The organism is Aeromonas piscicola, assembly GCF_000820005.1.
Taxonomy (GTDB): Bacteria; Pseudomonadota; Gammaproteobacteria; order Enterobacterales; family Aeromonadaceae; genus Aeromonas; species Aeromonas piscicola.
Map to the genome: position 1 here is coordinate 111,894 of NZ_CDBL01000039.1, position 19,697 is coordinate 131,590.

Here is a 19,697-nt window from a genome sequence, read left to right on the forward strand (position 1 = left end):
GCCCTCTTTGTTATCCGGTTTCACTGGTCGCTGGCGGGCCGATCACTCCTGCGGGGGAGCCTCCTTGCCGGCCAGCTGGCTAAGCCAGGCGAAGCGGCGGTTGGCGTCCAGTTCCGCTTCACGATAGAGTTCGGTGGCGACCTCCGGCAGCTGGCGCTCCAGCCGCTGGAAGCGGGGCTCCTGGCTCAGGGTCTCGGCCAGCGAGGCGTTCGGTGCCCGGGAGTCGAGCGCCAGCGGCAGCTTGCCCTCGTCGCTGCGGCGAGGATCGAAGCGGTAGAGCGGCCAGAAGCCGGTGGCGGTCAGCTGTTTCATCTGCTCGTGGCTCTGGGCCAGATCGTAGCCGTGCTCCTCGCAGGGGCTGTAGGCAATGATGAGCGACGGCCCCGGATAGGCTTCCGCCTCCTGGATCGCCTTCACCGTCTGGTTCATCTGGGCGCCGAGGGAGATCTGCGCCACATAGACGTGGCCATACATCATGACGCTGGCGCCGAGATCCTTGCGCCCCTTGCGCTTGCCCTGCTCGCCAAACTTGGTGATGGCACCGAGCGGGGTTGCCTTGGACTGCTGGCCACCGGTGTTGGAGTAGCACTGGGTGTCGAGCACCAGCACGTTGATGTTCTCCCCCAGACTCAGCACATGGTCGAGCCCGCCGAAGCCGATGTCATAGGCCCAGCCATCGCCACCGATGAGCCAGACCGACTTGTCCACCAGATAGTCCGCATCCCGTGCCAGCTCAGCCGCGCCCGGCTCGGTGCGACCCTGCAGCAGACTGCGCAGCTGCGCTATATGGCCCCGTTGCTCGGAGACCGGCAGGCTGGCATCTTGCAGCGCCTGTTGCAGCTCGGCCGGGACAGCGTCGCCCAGGCTGGCCAGCAGGCGTTGCATCCGCTCGCGATGCTGATCCACGGTGAGCCTGAACCCCAAGCCAAATTCGGCATTGTCCTCGAACAAGGAGTTGGCCCAGGCCGGGCCACGGCCCTCGGCGTTGGTGGTGTAGGGGGTGGTGGGCAGGTTGCCGCCATAAATCGACGAGCAGCCGGTGGCGTTGGCAATCAGCAGCCTGTCCCCGTAGAGCTGGGTCAGCAGCTTGATGTAGGGGGTCTCGCCGCAGCCGGAGCAGGCGCCCGAGTATTCGAACAGTGGCGAGACCAGCTGGGAGGTGCGGATGTCTATGCGCTCCAGCTGCTCGGCGGTGCGCTCGGGGAGGTCCAGGAAGAAGTCGTAGTTCGCCTTCTGGGCATCGAGGTGCTCCAGCCGGGAGGCCATGTTGATCGCCTTGCGGCTCGGATCGGTGCGATCCTTGGCCGGGCAGACTTCGACGCAGAGATTGCAGCCGGTGCAATCCTCAGGCGCTACCTGCAGCACATATTGCTGGCCGCGCATGTCGCGGGCCTTTACATCGAGCGCATCCAGGGTCGTGGGGGCATCGGCCAGCGCGTCCTTGTCCACCACCTTGGCGCGGATGGCGGAGTGGGGGCAGGCGGCCACGCAGTAGTTGCACTGGGTGCACAGGTTCGCCTGCCAGATGGGCACCTCCTTGGCGATGTTGCGCTTCTCCCAGCGGGTGGTGCCCACCGGCCAGGTGCCGTCCGGCGGGAAGGCGGAGACCGGCAGGCTGTCGCCCAGCCCCGCCAGCATGGCGGCGGTGACCGTCTGGACGAAGTCGGGGGCCTGGGCCGACACCACGGGGGGGCGTTGGTGGCTGGACTGATCAAGCACCTGCAGCGGCACCGGGATCAGCGCCTCGCAGGTGGCGGCCAGCGCCTGCCAGTTGCGCTCGACCAGCTCGGCGCTCTTGTTGCCGTAGCTCTTGGCGATGGCCTGCTTGAGCAACTCGGTGGCTTCTGCCGGCGGTATGATGGCGCTCAGCTGGAAGAAGGCCATCTGCATCACAGTATTGATGCGGTTGCCGAGCTGGCATTCCCGGGCGATCCTGGCGGCATTGATGATGTAGAAACGCGCCTCTTTTGCACGCAGGGCCTGTTGCACCTCTTGCGGCAGTCGCTGCCAGATCTGATCGGCGTCGTAGGGGCTGTTGAGCAGGAAGATCCCGTTCGGTTTGAGCCGCTCCGCCATCTGGTACAGGTCGATGAACTGCCACTGGTGGCAGCCGATAAAGTCCGCCTCATCCACGAGATAGGCCGATTGCAGCGGTCGCTCGCCGACCCTCAGGTGGGAGACGGTGAGGCCCCCCGCCTTCTTGGAGTCGTAGACGAAGTAGCCCTGTGGATAGAGCGGGGTGTGATTGCCGAAGATCTTGATGCTGTTCTTGGCCGCCGAGACGGTGCCATCGCTGCCAAGGCCGTAGAACAGCGCCTCCAGCTTGCTTTGACCGGGATAGTCGAGCACCGGCAGCGGCAGAGATAGGCCGGTGACGTCGTCGAAGATGCCGACGGTGAAGCGCGGCCTTGGGTTATCCAGCGCCAGCTCGTCGAAGATGGCCTGCGCGCAGGCCGGATTGAACTCCTTGGAGGAGAGGCCGTAGCGGCCGCCGATGACCCGCGGCAGGCTGGCCCGATCGCCCCGGCTGACCGCCTCGGCCAGCGCCGTCATCACGTCCAGATAGAGCGGCTCGGCCTGGGCGCCCGGCTCCTTGGTGCGATCCAGCACCGCAATCTTGCGCGCGCTCTCGGGAATGACCGCCAGCAGGTGTTCGGCACTGAAGGGGCGGTAGAGGCGCACCTTCACCAGCCCCACCTTCTCGCCTCTGGCCAGCAGCCGTTCGATCACCTCTTCGCAGGTGCCGATGGCGGACCCCATCAGCACCAGCACCCGCTCGGCCTGCGGGTGACCCACATATTCAAACGGCTGGTAGTAGCGGCCGGTTAGCGAGCCGAAGGCCGCCATCGCCTCGCTCACGTGGCGATAGCCCTCGTCATACCAGGGATTGCTCGCCTCCCGGCACTGGAAGTAGGTGTCCGGGTTGGCCGCTGTGCCGCGAATGACAGGCTTTTCGGGGGTGAGCGCCCGATCGCGATGGGCGCGGATGGCCGCCTCGGGCAGCAGGGCGCGCAGGGTGTCATCCGCCAGCGGCACTATCTTGGCTATCTCGTGGGAGGTGCGAAAACCGTCGAAGAAGTGGATGAAGGGCAGCCGGCTGTTGAGGCTGGCCACCTGGGAAATCAGGGCGAAATCCTGTGCCTCCTGCACATTGCTGGCACAGAGCATGGCGCAGCCGGTCTGGCGCACCGCCATCACGTCCGAGTGATCACCGAAGATCGAGAGGGCGTGGGTCGCCACTGTGCGCGCCGCCACATGCAGCACGAAGGGGATGAGCTGACCCGCCAGCTTGTAGAGGTTGGGGATCATCAGCAGCAAGCCCTGTGACGAGGTAAACGAAGTCGCCAGCGCGCCTGTCTGCAGGGCGCCGTGGACGGTGGCGATGGCACCCCCCTCCGACTGCATCTCCACCACGCGAGGCACATCCCCCCACAGATTTTTGCCTCGATCGCTCGACCAGGCCGACGCCTGCTCCGCCATGCTGGAGCTGGGGGTGATGGGGTAGATGGCGATGACTTCGCTGGTGCGGTACGCCACTGAGGCGACTGCATTATTACCGTCTGTGGTGATCATGAGTTGTCCACTTGCTATGCCAGTTTGAAGGCCGATTGCGGGCAACCGGCCATGGATAGGTCGCAGGCATAGTAAGAGGGTTGGAGAGAGGGCATCAAACGGGATAAATAATCAGTGAATACATCTTTTATTCGTGGTCCGCCCCCTGCAAGCAATCGAGCCTATTTGCTTCAGCGTATTCGCCGGTTGATATGACCAGGCTGAACCGGGTGGTGCAAGCCACATACCTCAAACGATTCAACGGCGTGGTTGCCAGAGCATGGCTGGGTAGAAAAGGGCGCAAAAAAGTGTGAATGACAAGCGTGCGGGCTGAAAGTGCCGGCACAGTCAGATATAGGGCCGCCGATCCTCGCGGATGGGCGGCCCGTTGTACTGGATGGGAGTGAGCCCAGAGTCCGAGCTCACCTATTCCGCCGGGATCACATGGCGGGTTTGACGGGGCGCAGCAGCGCAATGGCGCTGCCGAACAGCAGCATGGCCAGGGCGGCCATGGTCAGGGGCCTGGCGCTGTAGGCGAACCCGGCGACACCGGACCAGAGCGCCACGCCAAGGTGCATCATGGTCATCGCCAGTGACATCAGCATGCCTCTGTGAGCCGCAGAGAGCTGCGCAATATAGCCCTGCAGCGCGGGCGATCCTATGCCGCCTGCCAGTGCCCACAGCAGCAGCGGCACTATCGGCAGCAGGGGCAGCAGCATGGGTTGCCTAGCCGGATAGAGGTAAAACCAGACGCTGACCAGCAAGCAGACCACCAAGGCCATACGCATCAGGGTGCGCCCGCTCTCGACCCGGCCAGAGAGACGGGGCATCAGCAGGTTGCCGATGACGCTGATGATGCCAAGCAGAGCGTACAAGCCCCCCACGGACCCGATGGACCACTCCTGGGTATCGCGCAAATGCTGACCGACGAGATTGAACAGGCCGATGCCGCCGCCAAGGCCCAGGCACATGGCCAGCAGGGCACCGACCGCGCCCGGGATGGCCAGCAGGTGGGGGCCCTTGTCCTCCTGATGCTCAGCCGATTTTTCTGCCGGATCTTGGCCGGTGGGCAGCAAGGCCAGCGCCGCCGCCACCCCCCAGGCGCACACGCCGAGCAGGATGAAGGCAGCCCGCCAGGAGAGCCATTGGGTCAGCAGAGCCCCGACTGCTGGGCTCGCTATCATGCCCAGGGTCAGGCCTGCCTGAACCTAGGCAATGCGTTTCATGGCATCTGTCCCTGCGCTGTCAGCTGCCATGGCAAAGGCGATGGGCAACATGCCGGCACTGGCAAGGCCGGTGAGCACCCGGCTTGCGAGCCCCCATTCAAAGTTCTCCACCAGGCCTGTTGCGACTGAGGCCGCCCCGAACAACAGGGCGGCGGGCAGCATCATCTTTATCCTGCCAAGGCGATCCGAGAGGCTACCCAGCAAGGGGGCTATCATCGCCAGTGCCAGGCTGTAGGCGGTGATGAAGAGGGTCACGCGCTCGGGTTGAACTCCCAGATCCTTGCCGATGGGAGCCAGTATGGGGCCCAGCATCAGCTCATCGGCCCCCACCAGAAACGCAATCAAGAACAGCAATATTTTCAAAAACATATCTTTGACCTCAAACGCAATACGTATGTTCAGCGGCAGTGAAGGCGTGAATATCCACCACCCGATCCGGCCAGTGGACGATGAACTCCCGTTCGTGGCAGACCAGCACCACAGTACCTGGATAGTCCTGCAAGGCCTGTTGCAGGGCTGTTTTGACGGTGGCATCCAGGTGTGTGGTCGGTTCGTCCAGTACCAGCAGATTGGTGGGTTGCAGGGTCAGCCTGCACAGTTTCACCCTGGTCTGCTCACCACCACTGAGGGAGGCAATCGGCCGCAATGCCAGTTTTCCCGTGATGCCAAAGCGTGCCAGATGTTGCCGGGCCACCTTGTCATCCACGCCCGGGCACACAGCTTTGACCAGATCCACCGGTGTGGCATCCGGGTCGGCCCAGCGCAGTGCCTGCTCGAAATAACCCAGTTTGAGGGCCGGTGACAGGGCGAGCTGGCCAGATACCGGGGGCAGCTCGCCCACCAAGGTTTTCAGCAGGGTGGATTTGCCGATGCCGTTGAACCCGGCAATCACCAGCTTGTCGCCACGGCTCAGGGTCAGCGAGATGGGCGCCAACAGGGGGCGTCGATAGCCAATGACCAGCTCAGTGGCGGCAAGCAGCTGCAGGCCATTGTGCGGGGCGTTACGAAACGAGAAGGAGAGGGGCTTCTCCTGCTCCGGCGCGGCCAGCCTGTCTATGCGTGCCAGCTGTTTCTTGCGGCCATTGGCGATGCTGGCATTGACCCCGGCTCCGTTTTTGTCGATGAACCGTTCCAGCTTGTCGATATGTCGCTGCTGCGCCAGATAGTGTTTCCCATGGGCGGCATCTTCAGTGGCTTTCTGAGCCATGGCCTTGTCGACGTTACCCTTGAATTTGCGGATCTGCTGCCGGTCTATGTCGCAAATGGCCGTGGCAATCCGGTTTAGAAATGCCTTGTCGTGAGAGACCACCATAAAAGCTCCCTTGAAGCCGCTCAGGTAGTTCGCCAGCCAGTCAAGGTGAAGGGTATCCAGATAATTGGTCGGCTCGTCCAGCAGCAGGACATCCGGCGCGAGCAACAGCAGGCGGGCCAGCATGACCTTGTGCCTTTGGCCGCCGCTTAATTCCCCCAACCGGGTATGCATACCCAACTGGGTGATCCCCAGGCCATCCGCCACCGCATCTATCCGGCTGTCGACCAGATAAAACGACCGGCTCTCCAGGCTGGCCTGAAGGGTGGCGGCACGTGCCAGATGGCGGGCTTGGACACTTTTCGCCGGGCAGGCGTAGATGGCCATCATCTCGGCCTCCTGCCGGTAGAGATCTGCAAAAGCGGTTTGCAGGTATTCGCGCACGCTTGTTTGCGCGTCCATCTCGGCATGCTGATCCAGATAACCGAGGCGCACAGCGGGCTGCCAGAGGATGTCGCCCCCGTCGGGCAACAGCTCCGCCTGCAGCAGTTTCAGCAGGGTGCTTTTCCCCGCGCCGTTTTTGCCCGTGACGCCGATATGCTCACCGGCGAAGAGGGTGAAGTTGGCCTGCTGGTAGAGGGTCTTGTCACCCATGTGACAAGTCAGGTTTTGAATGGTGAGTAAACTCATGATGTGACATCCATAAAAAACGGGGGGCTGGTACTTGGCGTACCGGCCCCCCGTTTCAAGCAATATTGAAACTTTGTCCTGAATATCAGAAACAAAAAGGCCGGCGATGAAGCATCTCGCCGGCCTGAGTCTCCTGTTTTCATCAGATGCGGGGCCGCCTCCCTGTGAGAGGGCATGCACGCAGCTGATGAAGATTCAGAAGAGGGATGGCTCCGGGCAACACTTCATCGTGTTAGTGCACGGAGCACAGCCTCCTGACAGAGCATTTGAACAGGATGTACAACATGGAAAAGCGGTCCAACAAAAATTCTGGTCGCAAAGTACACAGAACCCGCCTGCGAGTCAAATGACCGTCGGTTGAACATTTGACTCAAGCGCTCGCTACTCGTGGTGCAAGGTGATGCAATCCAGGCCACCGCTGCCCCAGAGCAGAGCCTCCGCCTGGTTAAATCCTGCCCGCGTGCTGCTCGCTGTCTGACCCACGAAGTAGGTGGTCAGCTCGGGCACCTCGCGTTTCAACCAGGCGCCGAAGGCCTGATTCAGGGGGGCTATGCTGGCGGCGTTGGTGATGTAGAAGGGTTGCTGCGCCGTGCCCATGATGCCGTTCATCCAGTTCACCGCCCGCTTGTTCACGCTGAAGGCGCCCGGGGTGGCGATGGGGGTCAGACCGGCGTCGGTCAGCTGCTGCCGGATGAGGGCATGGATCTTGTGCCAGCGCTCGGCCTGCTGTTTCAGGCTGGTGAGGGTCTCGGTGAGGCCCTGGCGTTCGCTGTCGCTCAGGCTGCCATCATTGGTCAGTACCTGCTGGATCAGCGTCCCGCTGGCTGCAGGGTCGTTGAACAGGATGCGGCCATCGGCCAGCGGGCGCATGGCCATGTCGAGGTGAAAACCGGGTTGGGCCAGGATCACCAGATCGCGCTCGGTCACCTTGAGCTCCTGCGCCATCAGGCGCTGGCTGATGGCCATCATGGCGAGGAAACGGCGGGTCTGCTCATCCAGCTCGGCGCTGGCCAACTCCTTGCGTTGGTAGCCGCCGGCTTGCAGCATGCGTCCCAGCCGGGTCAGGGTGGCTGCATCGGCCTGAAGCGTTTGCAGCTCCTTCTCTATCTGGTCATCAGCAAAGTCAGAGTGGAGATCGGCGGTGACCACCAGGCTGGCGTAGTCCTGTTTCAGCTGAGCCAGCAGATTGAAGGAGGCCGGCAGCGCCTGGCCATGGAGCGCGCGATAGCGCTCGGCGATGAGGGCGCCCTGCTGCTGGCTCAGAAACATCCGCCCCTGTGCGGCCTGCCGGCTGTCCCAGTCCACTTGGTACTGTGCCAGCTCGACCTTGGCGCGCGCGGTTCTGGCAAAGGCGTGGCGCTGTGGCTCATCCAGCCCCTGCGGCAGCAGGTTGGCCGCCTCCAGCAGTATGAGGTCAATCTCGGGATCGTGGCCGATCTGCACCGTATGGGGGCTGCCCAGCCACTCACGCTCGATCAGCTGCAGGCGAAAGTCACCGTCACGCTCCATGGTCTCCTGCCGGGTGGCGATGCGCTCCCGATCCAGCCGGCTGTGGTGCAGAGTGGTCTGCAGCAGGGCATCGCGACCGATCAGTGCATAGGGGCTACCGTCGGCGCGCTGACCGGTCAGCATGTTGCCGCCATCTATGATGGAGAAGGTCGGGAGAAGCTCGCGCCCCTGTTCGCTGGCAAAGCTGTCGGCCTGGGCCAGCATGCCATCTGTCAGCCCCTGGGAGTCCTGGCTGCCCAGGCTGTGGTGGCCCTCCTGCTCGGCCTGCGGGCTTTCTGGGGTCAAGGCGGTGACGAAGGCGTGGTACCTGTCCTTGTCGGCCAGCGGTGCCCGGGGGCGGAAGACGAGGGTGCCATCCCGTGATAGCCACATGTTGTCCTCGGTCCAGGTGTACATGTCGCCATGGGTATTGACCGAGAATCCCTGCTGCCTGCCGATCTGCTCCAGCTCAGCCACCAGCTCGGGTTCGGTCTGAATTGGCAGATGAAGCTGGTGGATCCGGTTGCCCAGATCATCCTGCGCCAGCTGGAAGGTGCGAGCGAGGGCGGGCGTCTCCGGTCCATGGCTGGCCAGCGGGTCGTCCGGGAATATGATGGGGGTTGCCGTGGCTGAATTGAGCCAGAAGAGGGTCGAGATGGCGAGTGCCACACCGGTTTTACGCATGGTGATTACCTTTTGTTATGGCGGGATAATTATCCCGCGAGCCTGAACTGCATGTTGGCGCAGAGCGAGGATCTCCTCGCTCCGGATGGAAACCATAAGGTTCAGGCTAGGAATAACAAGGCCGCAGATTTGAATTGACTTTTAACCCTGACTAAACAGCACAAAATACATCCTGTAAATAACCATTCAATAGACTTCCATTAATTATTACTTCATTATAAACAACGTATTGTGGTGTCTCTATTATCTATAAAGAGATCGGTTGTTATATTTCTGGCTGGTTACCACCTGCCTGGAAATACGAAGTTTTTAAGTGATTAAAGATAAATGGTGCGGGCCAATAGGGAGGAGAACAATACAGGAAAATAACGGGGTCAGGATCTGGTCATGTATTGTCGGCGATAAACGAGACGGATATTGGGAGCCAACACCAGCGGGGAGGCTATGTGCTGGCCCCGAAGCGCCGCCTGTCACTCACCCGGTTATGCCAGCATCAGCCAGATGGCGGCCTGATAGGGGGCGAAGGTGGTCGTGGGTGCGTCCGGGTAGTTGCCCATCAGCAGGGTGGCCCCCCTCTCCACCAGATCAAGATGGGGCATGGGCAAGGTGCCCGCGGTGAGATTGGCAAGCAGCAACAGGGTGTGGGTCTCGCCGGTGGCAGGATCCCGCCACCGGCGGTGGTAGCTGATGCGCAGCGGATCGTCACCATCTAGCAGCTCGAAGTCGCCGTGGCGAATGACGGGGTGGGCCTTGCGCAATGCAATCAGCTGGCGATAGCAGTGAAACAGCGAGCCGGTGCGGGCCAGCTGCTCGGTGGCGTTGATGTCCATGTAGTTGTCGTTGAGCGCAATCCAGGGTTTGGCGGTGCTAAAGCCTGCGTGAGGGCTGGCATCCCACTGCATCGGGGTGCGGGCGTTGTCGCGGCCGATGGCATCCAGTCGTCGGCTCAGCTCGGCAGGAGCCAGCCCAGGCTGGCTGGCACTGTAGTGGATAGCCTCCACGTCGCGCAGTTCATCGGTTTGCCAGTGGCGATTGGTCATGCCGAGCTCCTCCCCCTGATAGATGAAGGGAGTGCCCTGCATCATGTGCAGCACCAGGGCCCACAGCTTGCCACTCGGCTCGCGCCACTCGGGTCTGTCGTCGCCAAAGCGGGAGACGGCGCGGGGCAGGTCGTGGTTACCCAGAAACAGGCTGTTCCAGCCCCGGCCGTGCAGCCCCTGCTGGTGGCGGGCCATGGACCGCTTGAAGGTGAGGGGATCAAAATGCGACGACCACTTGTCCTGCCCCAGCCCTAGGTGTTCGAAGTTGAACACCATGCTGAATTCGCTGCCATTCGGGTTCGAATAGTGCTGCATATGAGCGAGATCCGCCCCCCAGGTTTCCCCGACCGTGATGATCCCCTTGTTGCCGAAGCTGGCGCCGTTGAGCTCGCGGATATAGTCGTGCAGGCGGGGGCCGTTGCTCATGGCAAGGGGCGACCACTCCTTGCTCACCATGTCGATCACATCGAAGCGGAACCCCTTTATCCCCTTGGCCAGCCAGAAGTTGATCACTTCAGCCATCTCGGTGCGCACCGCCGGGTTGTCCCAGTCGAGATCGGCCTGGCTTATGTCGAAGTTGTGCAGGTAGTAGAGATCAAGCTCTGGCACATACTCCCAGCCGCTGCCGCCAAAGATGGATTGCACCGGGTGGGCATCGACAAAGGCCTGGTCCCGGAATACGTAATAGGCCTGATAGCGGGGATCTCCCGCCAGGGCTCGCTGGAACCACAGATGCTCGGTGGCGGTGTGGTTGGCGACTATGTCCATCATGATGCCGATGCCGCGGGTGGCCGCATCGTTGATCAGCTGTTCCATCTCGGCCAGGGTGCCGAAGGTGGGGTCGATGGCGCGGTAGTCTGCCACATCGTAGCCGTTGTCCCGCTTGGGGGAGCGATAGACAGGGGTGAGCCACAGCATATCGACCCCCAGGGTCGCCAGATAGTCCAGGCGCTGGCGGATACCCTTGATGTCCCCCATGCCGTCGCCATCGCTGTCCTGAAAACTCATGGGATAGATCTGGTAAATCACGCAGGTGTCGAGAGGGGTCATGGCGCTGGTCGGCTGGGGAAGGGGTAACCCTATTCTAGGCGCTCCGGGTTGCCCTCAACAGGGCAGGGGAGTGGCTGAAAAGGGTTCCATAAGTGACTGGTTGTCAAAAGTGAGGGGAGGGTCACAAAGGTGCCATCCCGAGCTACGGGCGTGGTCGGGATGGCGTGCTGCTCATATGCCTTTTGGCATAACTCGTTATCGGGTCGCCCCGGCCTGCTCGGCGTTTGGTTCTTGTTGGCGTTCCGCTTGCGCTTCCAGCTCCTTGCCGAGGAAGTAGTTCAGGAAGGTGCGGATCACCGCGATGATGGCGAGGCGGATCAGCTCCTCTTTGCTCGGCGCGACTGTGGTGGCCAGTATGTCGGCGGCGAGCTGAAACTCCAGCGCCAGGATCAGCCAGCTGCCAAAACAGAGGCGGATACGGGGGAAACCGGGGGCGTGATCCCGGACTCGTGCTGCCAGCCAGAGCGTCTTGCCAAGCCCAATGACCACGCAGGCGATGGAGATGATCTCCAGCAGCAGCTGGAACAGCTCGACGCCGTGCATCATTCCCTCTTTCAGGCTCGCTATCTCAAACACGTTCGGCTTCTCCACGATTCAAAAGGAACACTATTAACATATTGCTCGGCCAGGGCCAAATCCGGCCCGGGCCATCAATCAGGCGATCAGTTTGAATTCAATCACATAGAGCGGAGGCAGGTCAGGGTAGATATCCCGAATCACCTGTTTTAGCTCAGGAAGGGTCATGTTCTCCTGGCGGGCGTGTTCGTCGCTCAGTTCATCAAAGGCGACCGCATTGACCGAGAGCACTTCTATGGCGCCGAACGGCTGGTGCTCGGGGTTGGTGAAGAGTGAGAGCCGCTGGCCGGGCTGCCATTGGGCTTCGCTCTCGTCGCGGATGGTGATGGTCTTGCGGCCGGCCTGGATATCGGCCACGAAACGGCTGAAGAAGGTGAACTCGGGATAGGGATGGGTAGACATGGATGCTCCGACAGGGGTGAAGAGTGAATCGAGATTAAAGGTCGAGATAGGCGCGCAGCCTGGCCAGATCGGCGATGGTGGGGCCGTCAGCGCCGTCGCATACTATCCCCTGTTCGACCAGCTCCTTGAGGGCGCGGCGGTAGACGCGCTCCGTGGTGCCAAAGCGCGCCGCCTCGTGGGAACGCTTGCGCGAGCCCAGCATGGGGGTGCGCTGGCGCTCTCGCCACAGTTCAAAGGCGATGTTGTAGGCGATGGGGTGCAGCAGGCGGCTGGTGGTGATGTCCAGGGTATCCAGATAGTCGCTGGCCAGGGCCGATGCGAAGAACAGGGTCAGCTCGGGTTCTGCCAGTAGCCGCTGGGCCAGCTTGTGAGCACAGATGACGCTGGCATCCAGCTCTGTCTCGGCCACCACGCTCCACTGCACCGGGGTGGCACTGAAGAACTCCATCTCACCGAAGATCTGGCGCTGGCATGCTATCTCCCCGAGCTGAAACAGGCGCCCCGAGTGCACGGCACTGTTGAGGGAGACCCGCCCCGTTTCCACCAGATAGAGGCATTCGCTCTGCTCCCCCTGGCGCATGATGGGCTCGCCCGGCAGGTAGCGGCGCAAAAACAGGGTGCACGCCTCCAGCGCCGCGGCAAAGCGGGGTTCAAGCTGCTCAAGTTCGGCGTGAAAGCGACCGAGGGGGTAGGGGTGTTGCTGCATGAGAAACCCGCGCGTGGAAACGAGGGCCATGAGGCTAGCAAGAGCGGGGGCCGGATGCCAGCGCCCGTGCCATCGAATGTGCCGGGCTTAACGTTTTGGCAGGGGCCGGCGATGGTGCCGGCCCCTGGGCTGGTCAGATCCGGGTGGGGGGCCTGGCTTATTGCGCCAGCGCATGGAGCGCGGCGGTGATGGCCAGCCGCTCACCGGCCATCATGGCCGCCTCTGCGCTGGCGTAGTCGTTTACCCCCTGCTGCACGTCCTGCTCGAATGCCACCACGTTGCAGAGCACGGCGGCGACCCGCACCTTGCGCAGCCGACCGACGGTGAGCAGGGAGGCGGTCTCCATGTCCGCCCCCAGCAGGCCGCGTTCGTGCCAGTAGCGGCACACCGCCTGCTCGTCATCCCGGTAGAAACTGTCGTGGGAGCGTACCAGGCCGTGCCAGTGAGGCTGGCCGCTGGCGGCGATATGCTCGAGCAGGGCGGCCTGCAGCCGAATGTCGGCGCAGGCGGGGTACTCGGGGGGCAGGTAGGCCAGCGAGGCGCCATCGTGGCGCACGGCCCCCTCCACCACGATAAGATCACCCAGCGCCATCTCATGCTGCAGGGCGCCGGCGGAGCCGACCCGGATGAGCGAGCGGGCACCCGCCTGCACCAGCTCCTCCAGCGCTATGATGGCGGAGGCGCCGCCGATGCCTGTGCTGCAGACGGTGATGGGCAGCCCCTGATGATGGCCGTTGATCAGGCGATACTCCCGGTTCTGGCCGAGTGACTCGCACCCTTGCAGCTGACTGGCGATGCGATCGACCCGGGCTGGATCGCCGCACAGCACCACCCGCTCGGCAATCTGATCCGGGCGGCATTGCAGATGGGGCAGCAGGCTCATGCGATCACTTCCTGCTGCGGGCGTTTGGCAGCCAGCATCCAGAGGCGGGTGCCATTGGCGGCGATGAACAGCAGGATCAGGTACTCCAGCGACATGGCGTAGACGCCCTGGGCGGCATAGACGCCGATGCTGATGATGTTAATGACCACCCAGAGGATCCAGTTCTCCACGTATTTGCGGGTCATCAGGATCTGGGCCACCACCGAGAGCACCGTCATGCTGGCATCCCAGAACGGGAAGGCGTCGGGGGAGGGCTCAGGGGTAGCCAGACCGGCGCCGAACAGGTTGAGCAGGGCGACCGAGGTGCGGGCCAGGGTGGCGAACACTGGGTCGATAAACAGGGTCAGCAGGGCGATGGCCAGCACGCTCAGGGCAGCGGTCACCATCAGCTTGGACTTGCTCAGCCAGCGGATCTGCAAGCAGTCTCCCTGCTCGTTGGCGGGGCGGGTCCAGGCGTACCAGCCGTAGACGTTGGCGCAGAAGAAGAACAGTTGCAGCATCAGCAGGCCGTAGAGCTGGATCTGGAAGAAGATGATGGCAAACAGGCTGACGTTGATGAGGCCGAACAGATAGTTGATGGTCTTCTCCTGGCTGGCGAACCAGATGCAGGCCAGGCCGAACAGAGTGCCGATGGCTTCAATCCACGACATGGCGTAACCGCCGCCTAGCGGTATGGTCACCAGGGTGTGATTGATGCTGAACCACTCGAATATGCTCATTTTCGTTTCCTTTGAAAATTTGAAAGAAGGGGGGTGATCGGAACGGGCCTATTCTAGGGGCTGCGCGGGGGCTAACGCAGGACTTTTGTCCGAGCCAGCCTGAGCCACATCAAAGAATGGATAAAGGGGGGCGGCAAAGGCTCGCCATTTTTGCGGACCGCAGGGGGCCCCGATATGCGATGATGGCCCTTGCCCTTTATTGATATGTAACAAACCGGGGCAGAACAAGCTGTGGTCTGATGGAGTCCGCCATTTCACCCATTGTGCAATGGCGGACATGAACGAAAGGAGCAAGTGTGAATTCCGAACTGATCTGGGTCCTCTGCATGCTGGTGGGCGCCATCTATCTGTTTATTACCAACAAGGTACGCATGGACGTAGTCGCCTTGTTGATCATCATACTGTTTGTGCTGAGCGGTACCCTGACCCTGCCGGAGGCGCTGGCGGGATTCAGCGATCCCAACGTCATTCTGATCGCTGCCCTGTTCGTGGTGGGGGAGGGGCTGGTCCGTACCGGCATCGCCTATCAGGTGGGGGATATGCTGGTGAAGGTGGCGGGCAGCAGCGAGATCCGCATGCTGGTGCTGTTGATGGTGGCTGTCTCCCTGCTGGGAGCCGTGATGAGCAGCACAGGGGTAGTGGCCATCTTCATCCCTGTGGTGCTGAGCGTGGCGAACCGCATGGGGATCCCGGCCGGCCGCCTGATGATGCCGCTTGGCTTTGCCGGCCTCATCAGCGGCATGATGACGCTGGTGGCGACGCCGCCCAACATGGTGGTCAACAGTGAGCTGATGCGCCATGGCATCCATGGTTTCGGCTTCTTCGGGTTCACCCCCATGGGGCTGATCATCCTGGTGATGGGCATCATCTACATGCTGCTGATGCGGGGCTCCCTGGTGCGTGAAGGGGAGGAGGGAAAAGGCAAGCAGGCGGGGCGCAGCACCATGCGCGATCTCATCCGCGATTACCGGCTGGCCGGGCGGGCCCGCCGGCTGGCGATCCGGCCCGACTCCCCCCTGATAGGCCAGACCCTGGACGAGTTGCAGCTGCGGGCCCGTTACGGCGCCAACGTCATCGGGGTGGAGCGCTGGCGCAAGTTTCGGCGGGTGATGGTGACCGTCTCCGGCGTCACCGAGTTCCAGTCCAAGGACGTGCTGCTGATCGACATGTCCGACCCCGAGGTGGATGTGCGAGAGTTCTGCAGCGAGGCACGGCTAGAGCCCATGATACTGCGTGGGGAGTATTTCTCCGATCAGGCGCGGGAGGTGGGCATGGCCGAGGTGTCGCTCATCCCCGAATCCCGTCTGCTGGGCAAGAGCATTCGCGAGGTGGCCTTTCGCTCCCACTACGGTCTGAGCGTGGTGGGGATCCGCCGTGACGGCGAGGCGCTGACCGGCAAGCTGGTGGATGATCCCTTGCAGATGGGCGACTCTCTGCTGGTGGTGGGCAACTGGAGCCTGATCCGCCTGTTGCAGACCCACAGCCGCGACTTCCTGCTGCTGGGCCTGCCCGCCGAGGTGGACGAGATGGCGCCGGCCCGCAGCCAGGCCATCCACGCCCTGATCTGTCTTGGGGTCATGGTGGTGCTGATGGTGACGGATCCCGTACCCAACGTCATCGCGGCGCTGGTGGCTTGTCTGCTGATGGGCAAGTTCCGCTGCATCGACATGGAGAGCGCCTACAAGTCCATCCACTGGCCCACTCTGATCCTGATCGTCGGCATGCTGCCCTTTGCCCTGGCGCTGCAGAAGACCGGCGGGGTGGACCTGATTGTCGGCGGTCTGATTGCGGCCGTAGGTGAGATGGGCCCTCGCGTGATGCTGGCCAGCCTGTTTGCCCTGTGCGCCCTGATCGGGCTCTTCATTTCCAATACCGCGACGGCGGTACTGATGGCGCCCATTGCGCTGGGAACGGCCCAGCAGATGGGGATCTCCCCCTATCCCTTTGCCATGACCATCGCCATCGCGGCTTCGGCGGCCTTCATGACGCCGGTCTCGTCGCCGGTCAATACCCTGGTGCTGGGCCCAGGCAACTACAAGTTCGTGGATTTCGTGCGCATTGGCGTGCCCTTCACCCTGCTGGTGATGGTGGTGAGCGTCATCGCCATCCCCTGGTTCTTCCCGTTCTGACTGGTTTGATTCAGGGAAAAGAGAGACAAGCGGCCTGCGGGCCGCTTTTTTGTCGCTCCGCATGAGCCTGGGTGGCAGCAGAGCGAGAGGGAAGTGAGGCAGAGATAGGTTGGCAAGGGGGATAGAGGGCGAAAAACGGGCACAAAAAAACCAGCCTGAGCTGGTCTGTTTGGTACTGCTATTAATGGTGCGGAAGGAGAGACTCGAACTCTCACGCCTAGGGCGCCAGAACCTAAATCTGGTGCGTCTACCAATTTCGCCACTTCCGCAATATTAATGGTGGCTATGACGGGATTCGAACCTGTGACCCTCGCATTATGAGTGCGATGCTCTAACCAACTGAGCTACATAGCCGTCTTGTCACCAATATCATTGCTGACAAGTCAAAAATGGCTGGGGTACTAGGATTCGAACCTAGGAATGGCGAGATCAAAACCCGCTGCCTTACCGCTTGGCGATACCCCAACTGAACAACTGCAAAATGGTGGCTATGACGGGATTCGAACCTGTGACCCTCGCATTATGAGTGCGATGCTCTAACCAACTGAGCTACATAGCCGTCTTGTATGCGACAGGGTCGTCTACAAGTAAAAATGGCTGGGTACTAGGGTTTGGACCTAGGCACGTTGACGAGATCGAAATCTCTCACGCTTACCACAGCAAATCATCGACAGGTCGATGACGGGTAAAAATGGCTGGGGTACTAGGATTCGAACCTAGGGATGGCGAGATCAAAACCCGCTGCCTTACCGCTTGGCGATACCCCAACAGTGCTCCTTAACAGTCATGTAGACTGGCAAAGAACGTTTAAACATTGCTGTGGTACTAGGAAACGAACCTATGCACGTTGACGAGATCGAAACCTCTTACGTTTACCACAGCGATCACCGACGAGGTCGATGAAAAGCAATAATGGCTGGGGTACTAGGATTCGAACCTAGGGATGGCGAGATCAAAACCCGCTGCCTTACCGCTTGGCGATACCCCAACAGCGCTCCTCGACAGTCATGTGACTGGTCAAAGAACTTTTAAAAATGGCTGGGGTACTAGGATTCGAACCTAGGGATGGCGAGATCAAAACCCGCTGCCTTACCGCTTGGCGATACCCCAACTGAACAATTAATGGTGGCTATGACGGGATTCGAACCTGTGACCCTCGCATTATGAGTGCGATGCTCTAACCAACTGAGCTACATAGCCAACCGTGCTTCCAGTGAGTCGTTGCCTCGTCACTGTGCGGGCCGAATTATGCGTATCTGGCTCTGGGGCGTCAACCCTTTTTTTGCCAGAAAAACCGAATTTGGGTGCGTTTGGCGAGTTATTGGTCGCTGTCGTGCAAAAGCCCAACAATCTGGTTTTTTTTACGACATTTGCCGGAAGATACGGCGTTCTGCCAGATAAAAGAGAGGCCAGCAAATGCTGGCCTCTCATGGGATTAGACGTTGAACAGGAAGTTCATGATATCGCCATCTTTGACGATGTAGTCTTTCCCTTCGGCGCGCATCTTGCCTGCTTCCTTGGCACCTTGCTCACCCTTGTAGGTGATAAAGTCTTCGAAGGCGATGGTTTGGGCGCGAATAAAGCCTTTTTCAAAGTCGGTGTGGATCTTGCCCGCCGCTTGCGGGGCTGTGGCGCCAACCGGTATGGTCCAGGCACGCACTTCCTTCACGCCGGCGGTGAAATAGGTCTGCAGCTTGAGCAGCTCGTAACCTGAGCGGATCACCCGGTTCAGGCCTGGCTCTTCGATGCCAAGATCTGCCATGAACTCGGCGCGATCGTCGTCATCCAGCTCGGCGATGTCAGATTCGATGGCGCAGCAGACCACCACCACAACCGCGTTCTCGGCGGCGGCGATTTCACGCACCTTGTCGAGGAAGGGGTTGTTCTCGAAACCGTCTTCCGCCACGTTGGCGATATACATGGTGGGCTTGAGGGTCAGGAAGTTGAGGTGGCTGACGGCGGCCAGCTCATCCTTGTCCAGCTTCATGCCACGGATCATCTGGCCGTTTTCCAGCGCGACCCGGATCTTCTCCAGGGTTTCCACTTCCAGCTTGGCATCCTTGTCGCCGCCCTTGGCGCGCTTGGACTGGCGGTGAATGGCACGCTCGCAGGCGTCCAGATCTGACAGGGCCAGTTCGGTGTTGATCACCTCGATGTCGTCGGCCGGAGAGACCTTGCCGGCAACGTGAATGATGTTCTCGTCCTCGAAGCAGCGTACCACGTGGCCGATGGCTTCGGTTTCACGGATGTTGGCCAGGAACTGGTTGCCCAGACCCTCACCCTTGGAGGCACCGGCAACGAGACCGGCGATGTCCACGAATTCCATGGTGGTCGGTACGACACGCTGGGGATTGATGATGGCCGCCAGCTGGTCGAGACGCGGATCCGGCATGGGAACCACACCCGTGTTCGGCTCAATGGTGCAGAACGGGAAGTTGGCGGCTTCGATGCCGGCCTTGGTCAGCGCATTGAACAGGGTGGATTTACCTACATTGGGCAGGCCCACGATACCGCATTTAAAACCCATGGATTGTTACCTTACTTGATAGATGCTGTGAGGGGCGCAGGCGTCCCGTGTCATATTTTTTCGGCCTCGAGACGGTATGAAACCGCTCATGGCCCTGAGCATGTCCGGCTTGGGCTCGTCGTTGAACGCGCCCTTGAGTGGAGCCGACTCATGATCGAACATCCCTATACTTTTTCGGCCTTGAAGCTGTGCAAGCGATTCATGGCCTTGGTCATGTCTTGCTTGAACAGGATATCGGTGGCGCGCAGGGATTCATCCAATGCGGCCTCGATCAGGCTCTGTTCACTGCTTGGGGCCTTGGTCAGGACGAATCCGGCCACCAGCTCCTTGGCACCGGGATGGCCTATCCCGAGGCGCAGCCGGAAGAAGTTATTGTTATTGCCCATCTTGGCAATGATGTCTTTCAGGCCATTGTGACCACCGTGGCCACCACCTTGCTTGAACTTGGCGATGCCGGGGGGCAGGTCCAGTTCATCGTGGGCCACCAGCATGGCTTCCGGTTCTATCTGGTAGAAACGGGCCAGCGCCGCCACGGCCTTGCCGGAGAGATTCATGTAGGTGTTCGGGATGAGCAGACGCACATCCTGACCTTCCACCTGAATGCGGGCCGTGTGGCCGAAGAACTTGGGCTCTTCGCGCAGGCTGACATTGTGCCAGCGAGCCAGCTGCTCCACATACCAGGCGCCCGCGTTATGGCGGGTCTTGGCGTATTCGGGGCCGGGATTGCCCAGTCCCACGATCAGTTTGATTTGGCTTGTCACGCTTGATGTCTTCAC

General features: G+C 61.3%; 12 protein-coding genes, 8 tRNA genes and 1 pseudogene. 1 reads left to right on the top strand and 20 read right to left on the bottom strand.

Translation table 11 applies throughout. From position 1 onward, the window contains the following. Window positions 1–42 precede the first annotated feature (42 nt). The 10 genes and pseudogenes from nifJ to pnuC form a co-directional block, all read right to left on the bottom strand. The gene (gene nifJ / locus BN1128_RS08730) at window positions 43–3,573 is read right to left on the bottom strand and encodes a pyruvate:ferredoxin (flavodoxin) oxidoreductase (protein ID WP_042867733.1); all 3,531 of its coding nucleotides are present in this window, start codon (window positions 3,571–3,573) and stop codon (window positions 43–45) included. Between the two features lie 419 nt (window positions 3,574–3,992). After that, a pseudogene (locus BN1128_RS08735) lies at window positions 3,993–5,147 on the bottom strand (MFS transporter). A gap of 10 nt (window positions 5,148–5,157) precedes the next feature. After that, window positions 5,158–6,717, bottom strand: coding sequence for an ABC-F family ATP-binding cassette domain-containing protein (locus tag BN1128_RS08740; protein ID WP_042867735.1), 1,560 nt, complete (start codon window positions 6,715–6,717; stop codon window positions 5,158–5,160). 381 nt (window positions 6,718–7,098) lie between these two features. Beyond that, the gene (locus tag BN1128_RS08745) at window positions 7,099–8,889 is read right to left on the bottom strand and encodes a hypothetical protein (RefSeq protein ID WP_042867737.1); all 1,791 of its coding nucleotides are present in this window, start codon (window positions 8,887–8,889) and stop codon (window positions 7,099–7,101) included. A gap of 482 nt (window positions 8,890–9,371) precedes the next feature. Beyond that, a complete protein-coding gene (locus BN1128_RS08750) occupies window positions 9,372–10,979 on the bottom strand; it encodes an alpha-glucosidase (protein WP_042867739.1) in 1,608 nt (535 codons plus the stop codon). Between the two features lie 195 nt (window positions 10,980–11,174). Further along, entirely contained in the window at window positions 11,175–11,555 is a 381-nt protein-coding gene (locus BN1128_RS08755) for a DUF1622 domain-containing protein (RefSeq protein WP_082030388.1), read from the bottom strand. Window positions 11,556–11,633: 78 nt separating this feature from the next. Beyond that, window positions 11,634–11,957 carry a N(4)-acetylcytidine aminohydrolase gene (gene yqfB / locus BN1128_RS08760; protein WP_042867743.1) on the bottom strand — a complete coding sequence of 108 codons (324 nt, stop codon included), beginning with the start codon at window positions 11,955–11,957 and terminating at the stop codon, window positions 11,634–11,636. 34 nt (window positions 11,958–11,991) lie between these two features. Beyond that, a complete protein-coding gene (locus BN1128_RS08765; protein WP_042867745.1) occupies window positions 11,992–12,663 on the bottom strand; it encodes a Crp/Fnr family transcriptional regulator in 672 nt (223 codons plus the stop codon). A gap of 157 nt (window positions 12,664–12,820) precedes the next feature. After that, window positions 12,821–13,546 (bottom strand): nucleoside phosphorylase, encoded by a 726-nt coding sequence (locus BN1128_RS08770; RefSeq protein WP_042867747.1) that lies wholly within the window; start codon window positions 13,544–13,546, stop codon window positions 12,821–12,823. Further along, the gene (gene pnuC / locus BN1128_RS08775; protein WP_042867748.1) at window positions 13,543–14,265 is read right to left on the bottom strand and encodes a nicotinamide riboside transporter PnuC; all 723 of its coding nucleotides are present in this window, start codon (window positions 14,263–14,265) and stop codon (window positions 13,543–13,545) included. Before pnuC ends, BN1128_RS08770 begins: the two co-directional genes overlap by 4 nt. 296 nt (window positions 14,266–14,561) lie before the next feature. Between pnuC and BN1128_RS08780 the strand changes: the two genes are divergently transcribed. Further along, window positions 14,562–16,394: an SLC13 family permease gene (locus BN1128_RS08780; RefSeq protein ID WP_042867750.1), complete on the top strand. Its 1,833-nt coding sequence runs from the start codon at window positions 14,562–14,564 to the stop codon at window positions 16,392–16,394. Window positions 16,395–16,579: 185 nt separating this feature from the next. Here BN1128_RS08780 and BN1128_RS08785 read toward each other — a convergent pair. The 10 genes from BN1128_RS08785 to pth form a co-directional block, all read right to left on the bottom strand. Then, window positions 16,580–16,663, bottom strand: a tRNA-Leu gene (locus tag BN1128_RS08785). Between the two features lie 8 nt (window positions 16,664–16,671). Continuing rightward, window positions 16,672–16,748, bottom strand: a tRNA-Met gene (locus BN1128_RS08790). Window positions 16,749–16,784: 36 nt separating this feature from the next. Then, window positions 16,785–16,859: transfer RNA gene (locus tag BN1128_RS08795), tRNA-Gln, on the bottom strand. Window positions 16,860–16,876: 17 nt separating this feature from the next. Beyond that, window positions 16,877–16,953 (bottom strand) — tRNA-Met (locus tag BN1128_RS08800). Window positions 16,954–17,086: 133 nt separating this feature from the next. Next, window positions 17,087–17,161 (bottom strand) — tRNA-Gln (locus BN1128_RS08805). 146 nt (window positions 17,162–17,307) lie between these two features. Further along, window positions 17,308–17,382, bottom strand: a tRNA-Gln gene (locus BN1128_RS08810). Window positions 17,383–17,429: 47 nt separating this feature from the next. Then, window positions 17,430–17,504: transfer RNA gene (locus tag BN1128_RS08815), tRNA-Gln, on the bottom strand. 13 nt (window positions 17,505–17,517) lie between these two features. Then, window positions 17,518–17,594: transfer RNA gene (locus tag BN1128_RS08820), tRNA-Met, on the bottom strand. A gap of 235 nt (window positions 17,595–17,829) precedes the next feature. Continuing rightward, window positions 17,830–18,921, bottom strand: coding sequence for a redox-regulated ATPase YchF (ychF, locus tag BN1128_RS08825; RefSeq protein WP_042867752.1), 1,092 nt, complete (start codon window positions 18,919–18,921; stop codon window positions 17,830–17,832). A 164-nt stretch (window positions 18,922–19,085) separates the two neighbouring features. Continuing rightward, window positions 19,086–19,682, bottom strand: coding sequence for an aminoacyl-tRNA hydrolase (gene pth, locus BN1128_RS08830; RefSeq protein WP_042867754.1), 597 nt, complete (start codon window positions 19,680–19,682; stop codon window positions 19,086–19,088). Window positions 19,683–19,697 lie beyond the last annotated feature (15 nt).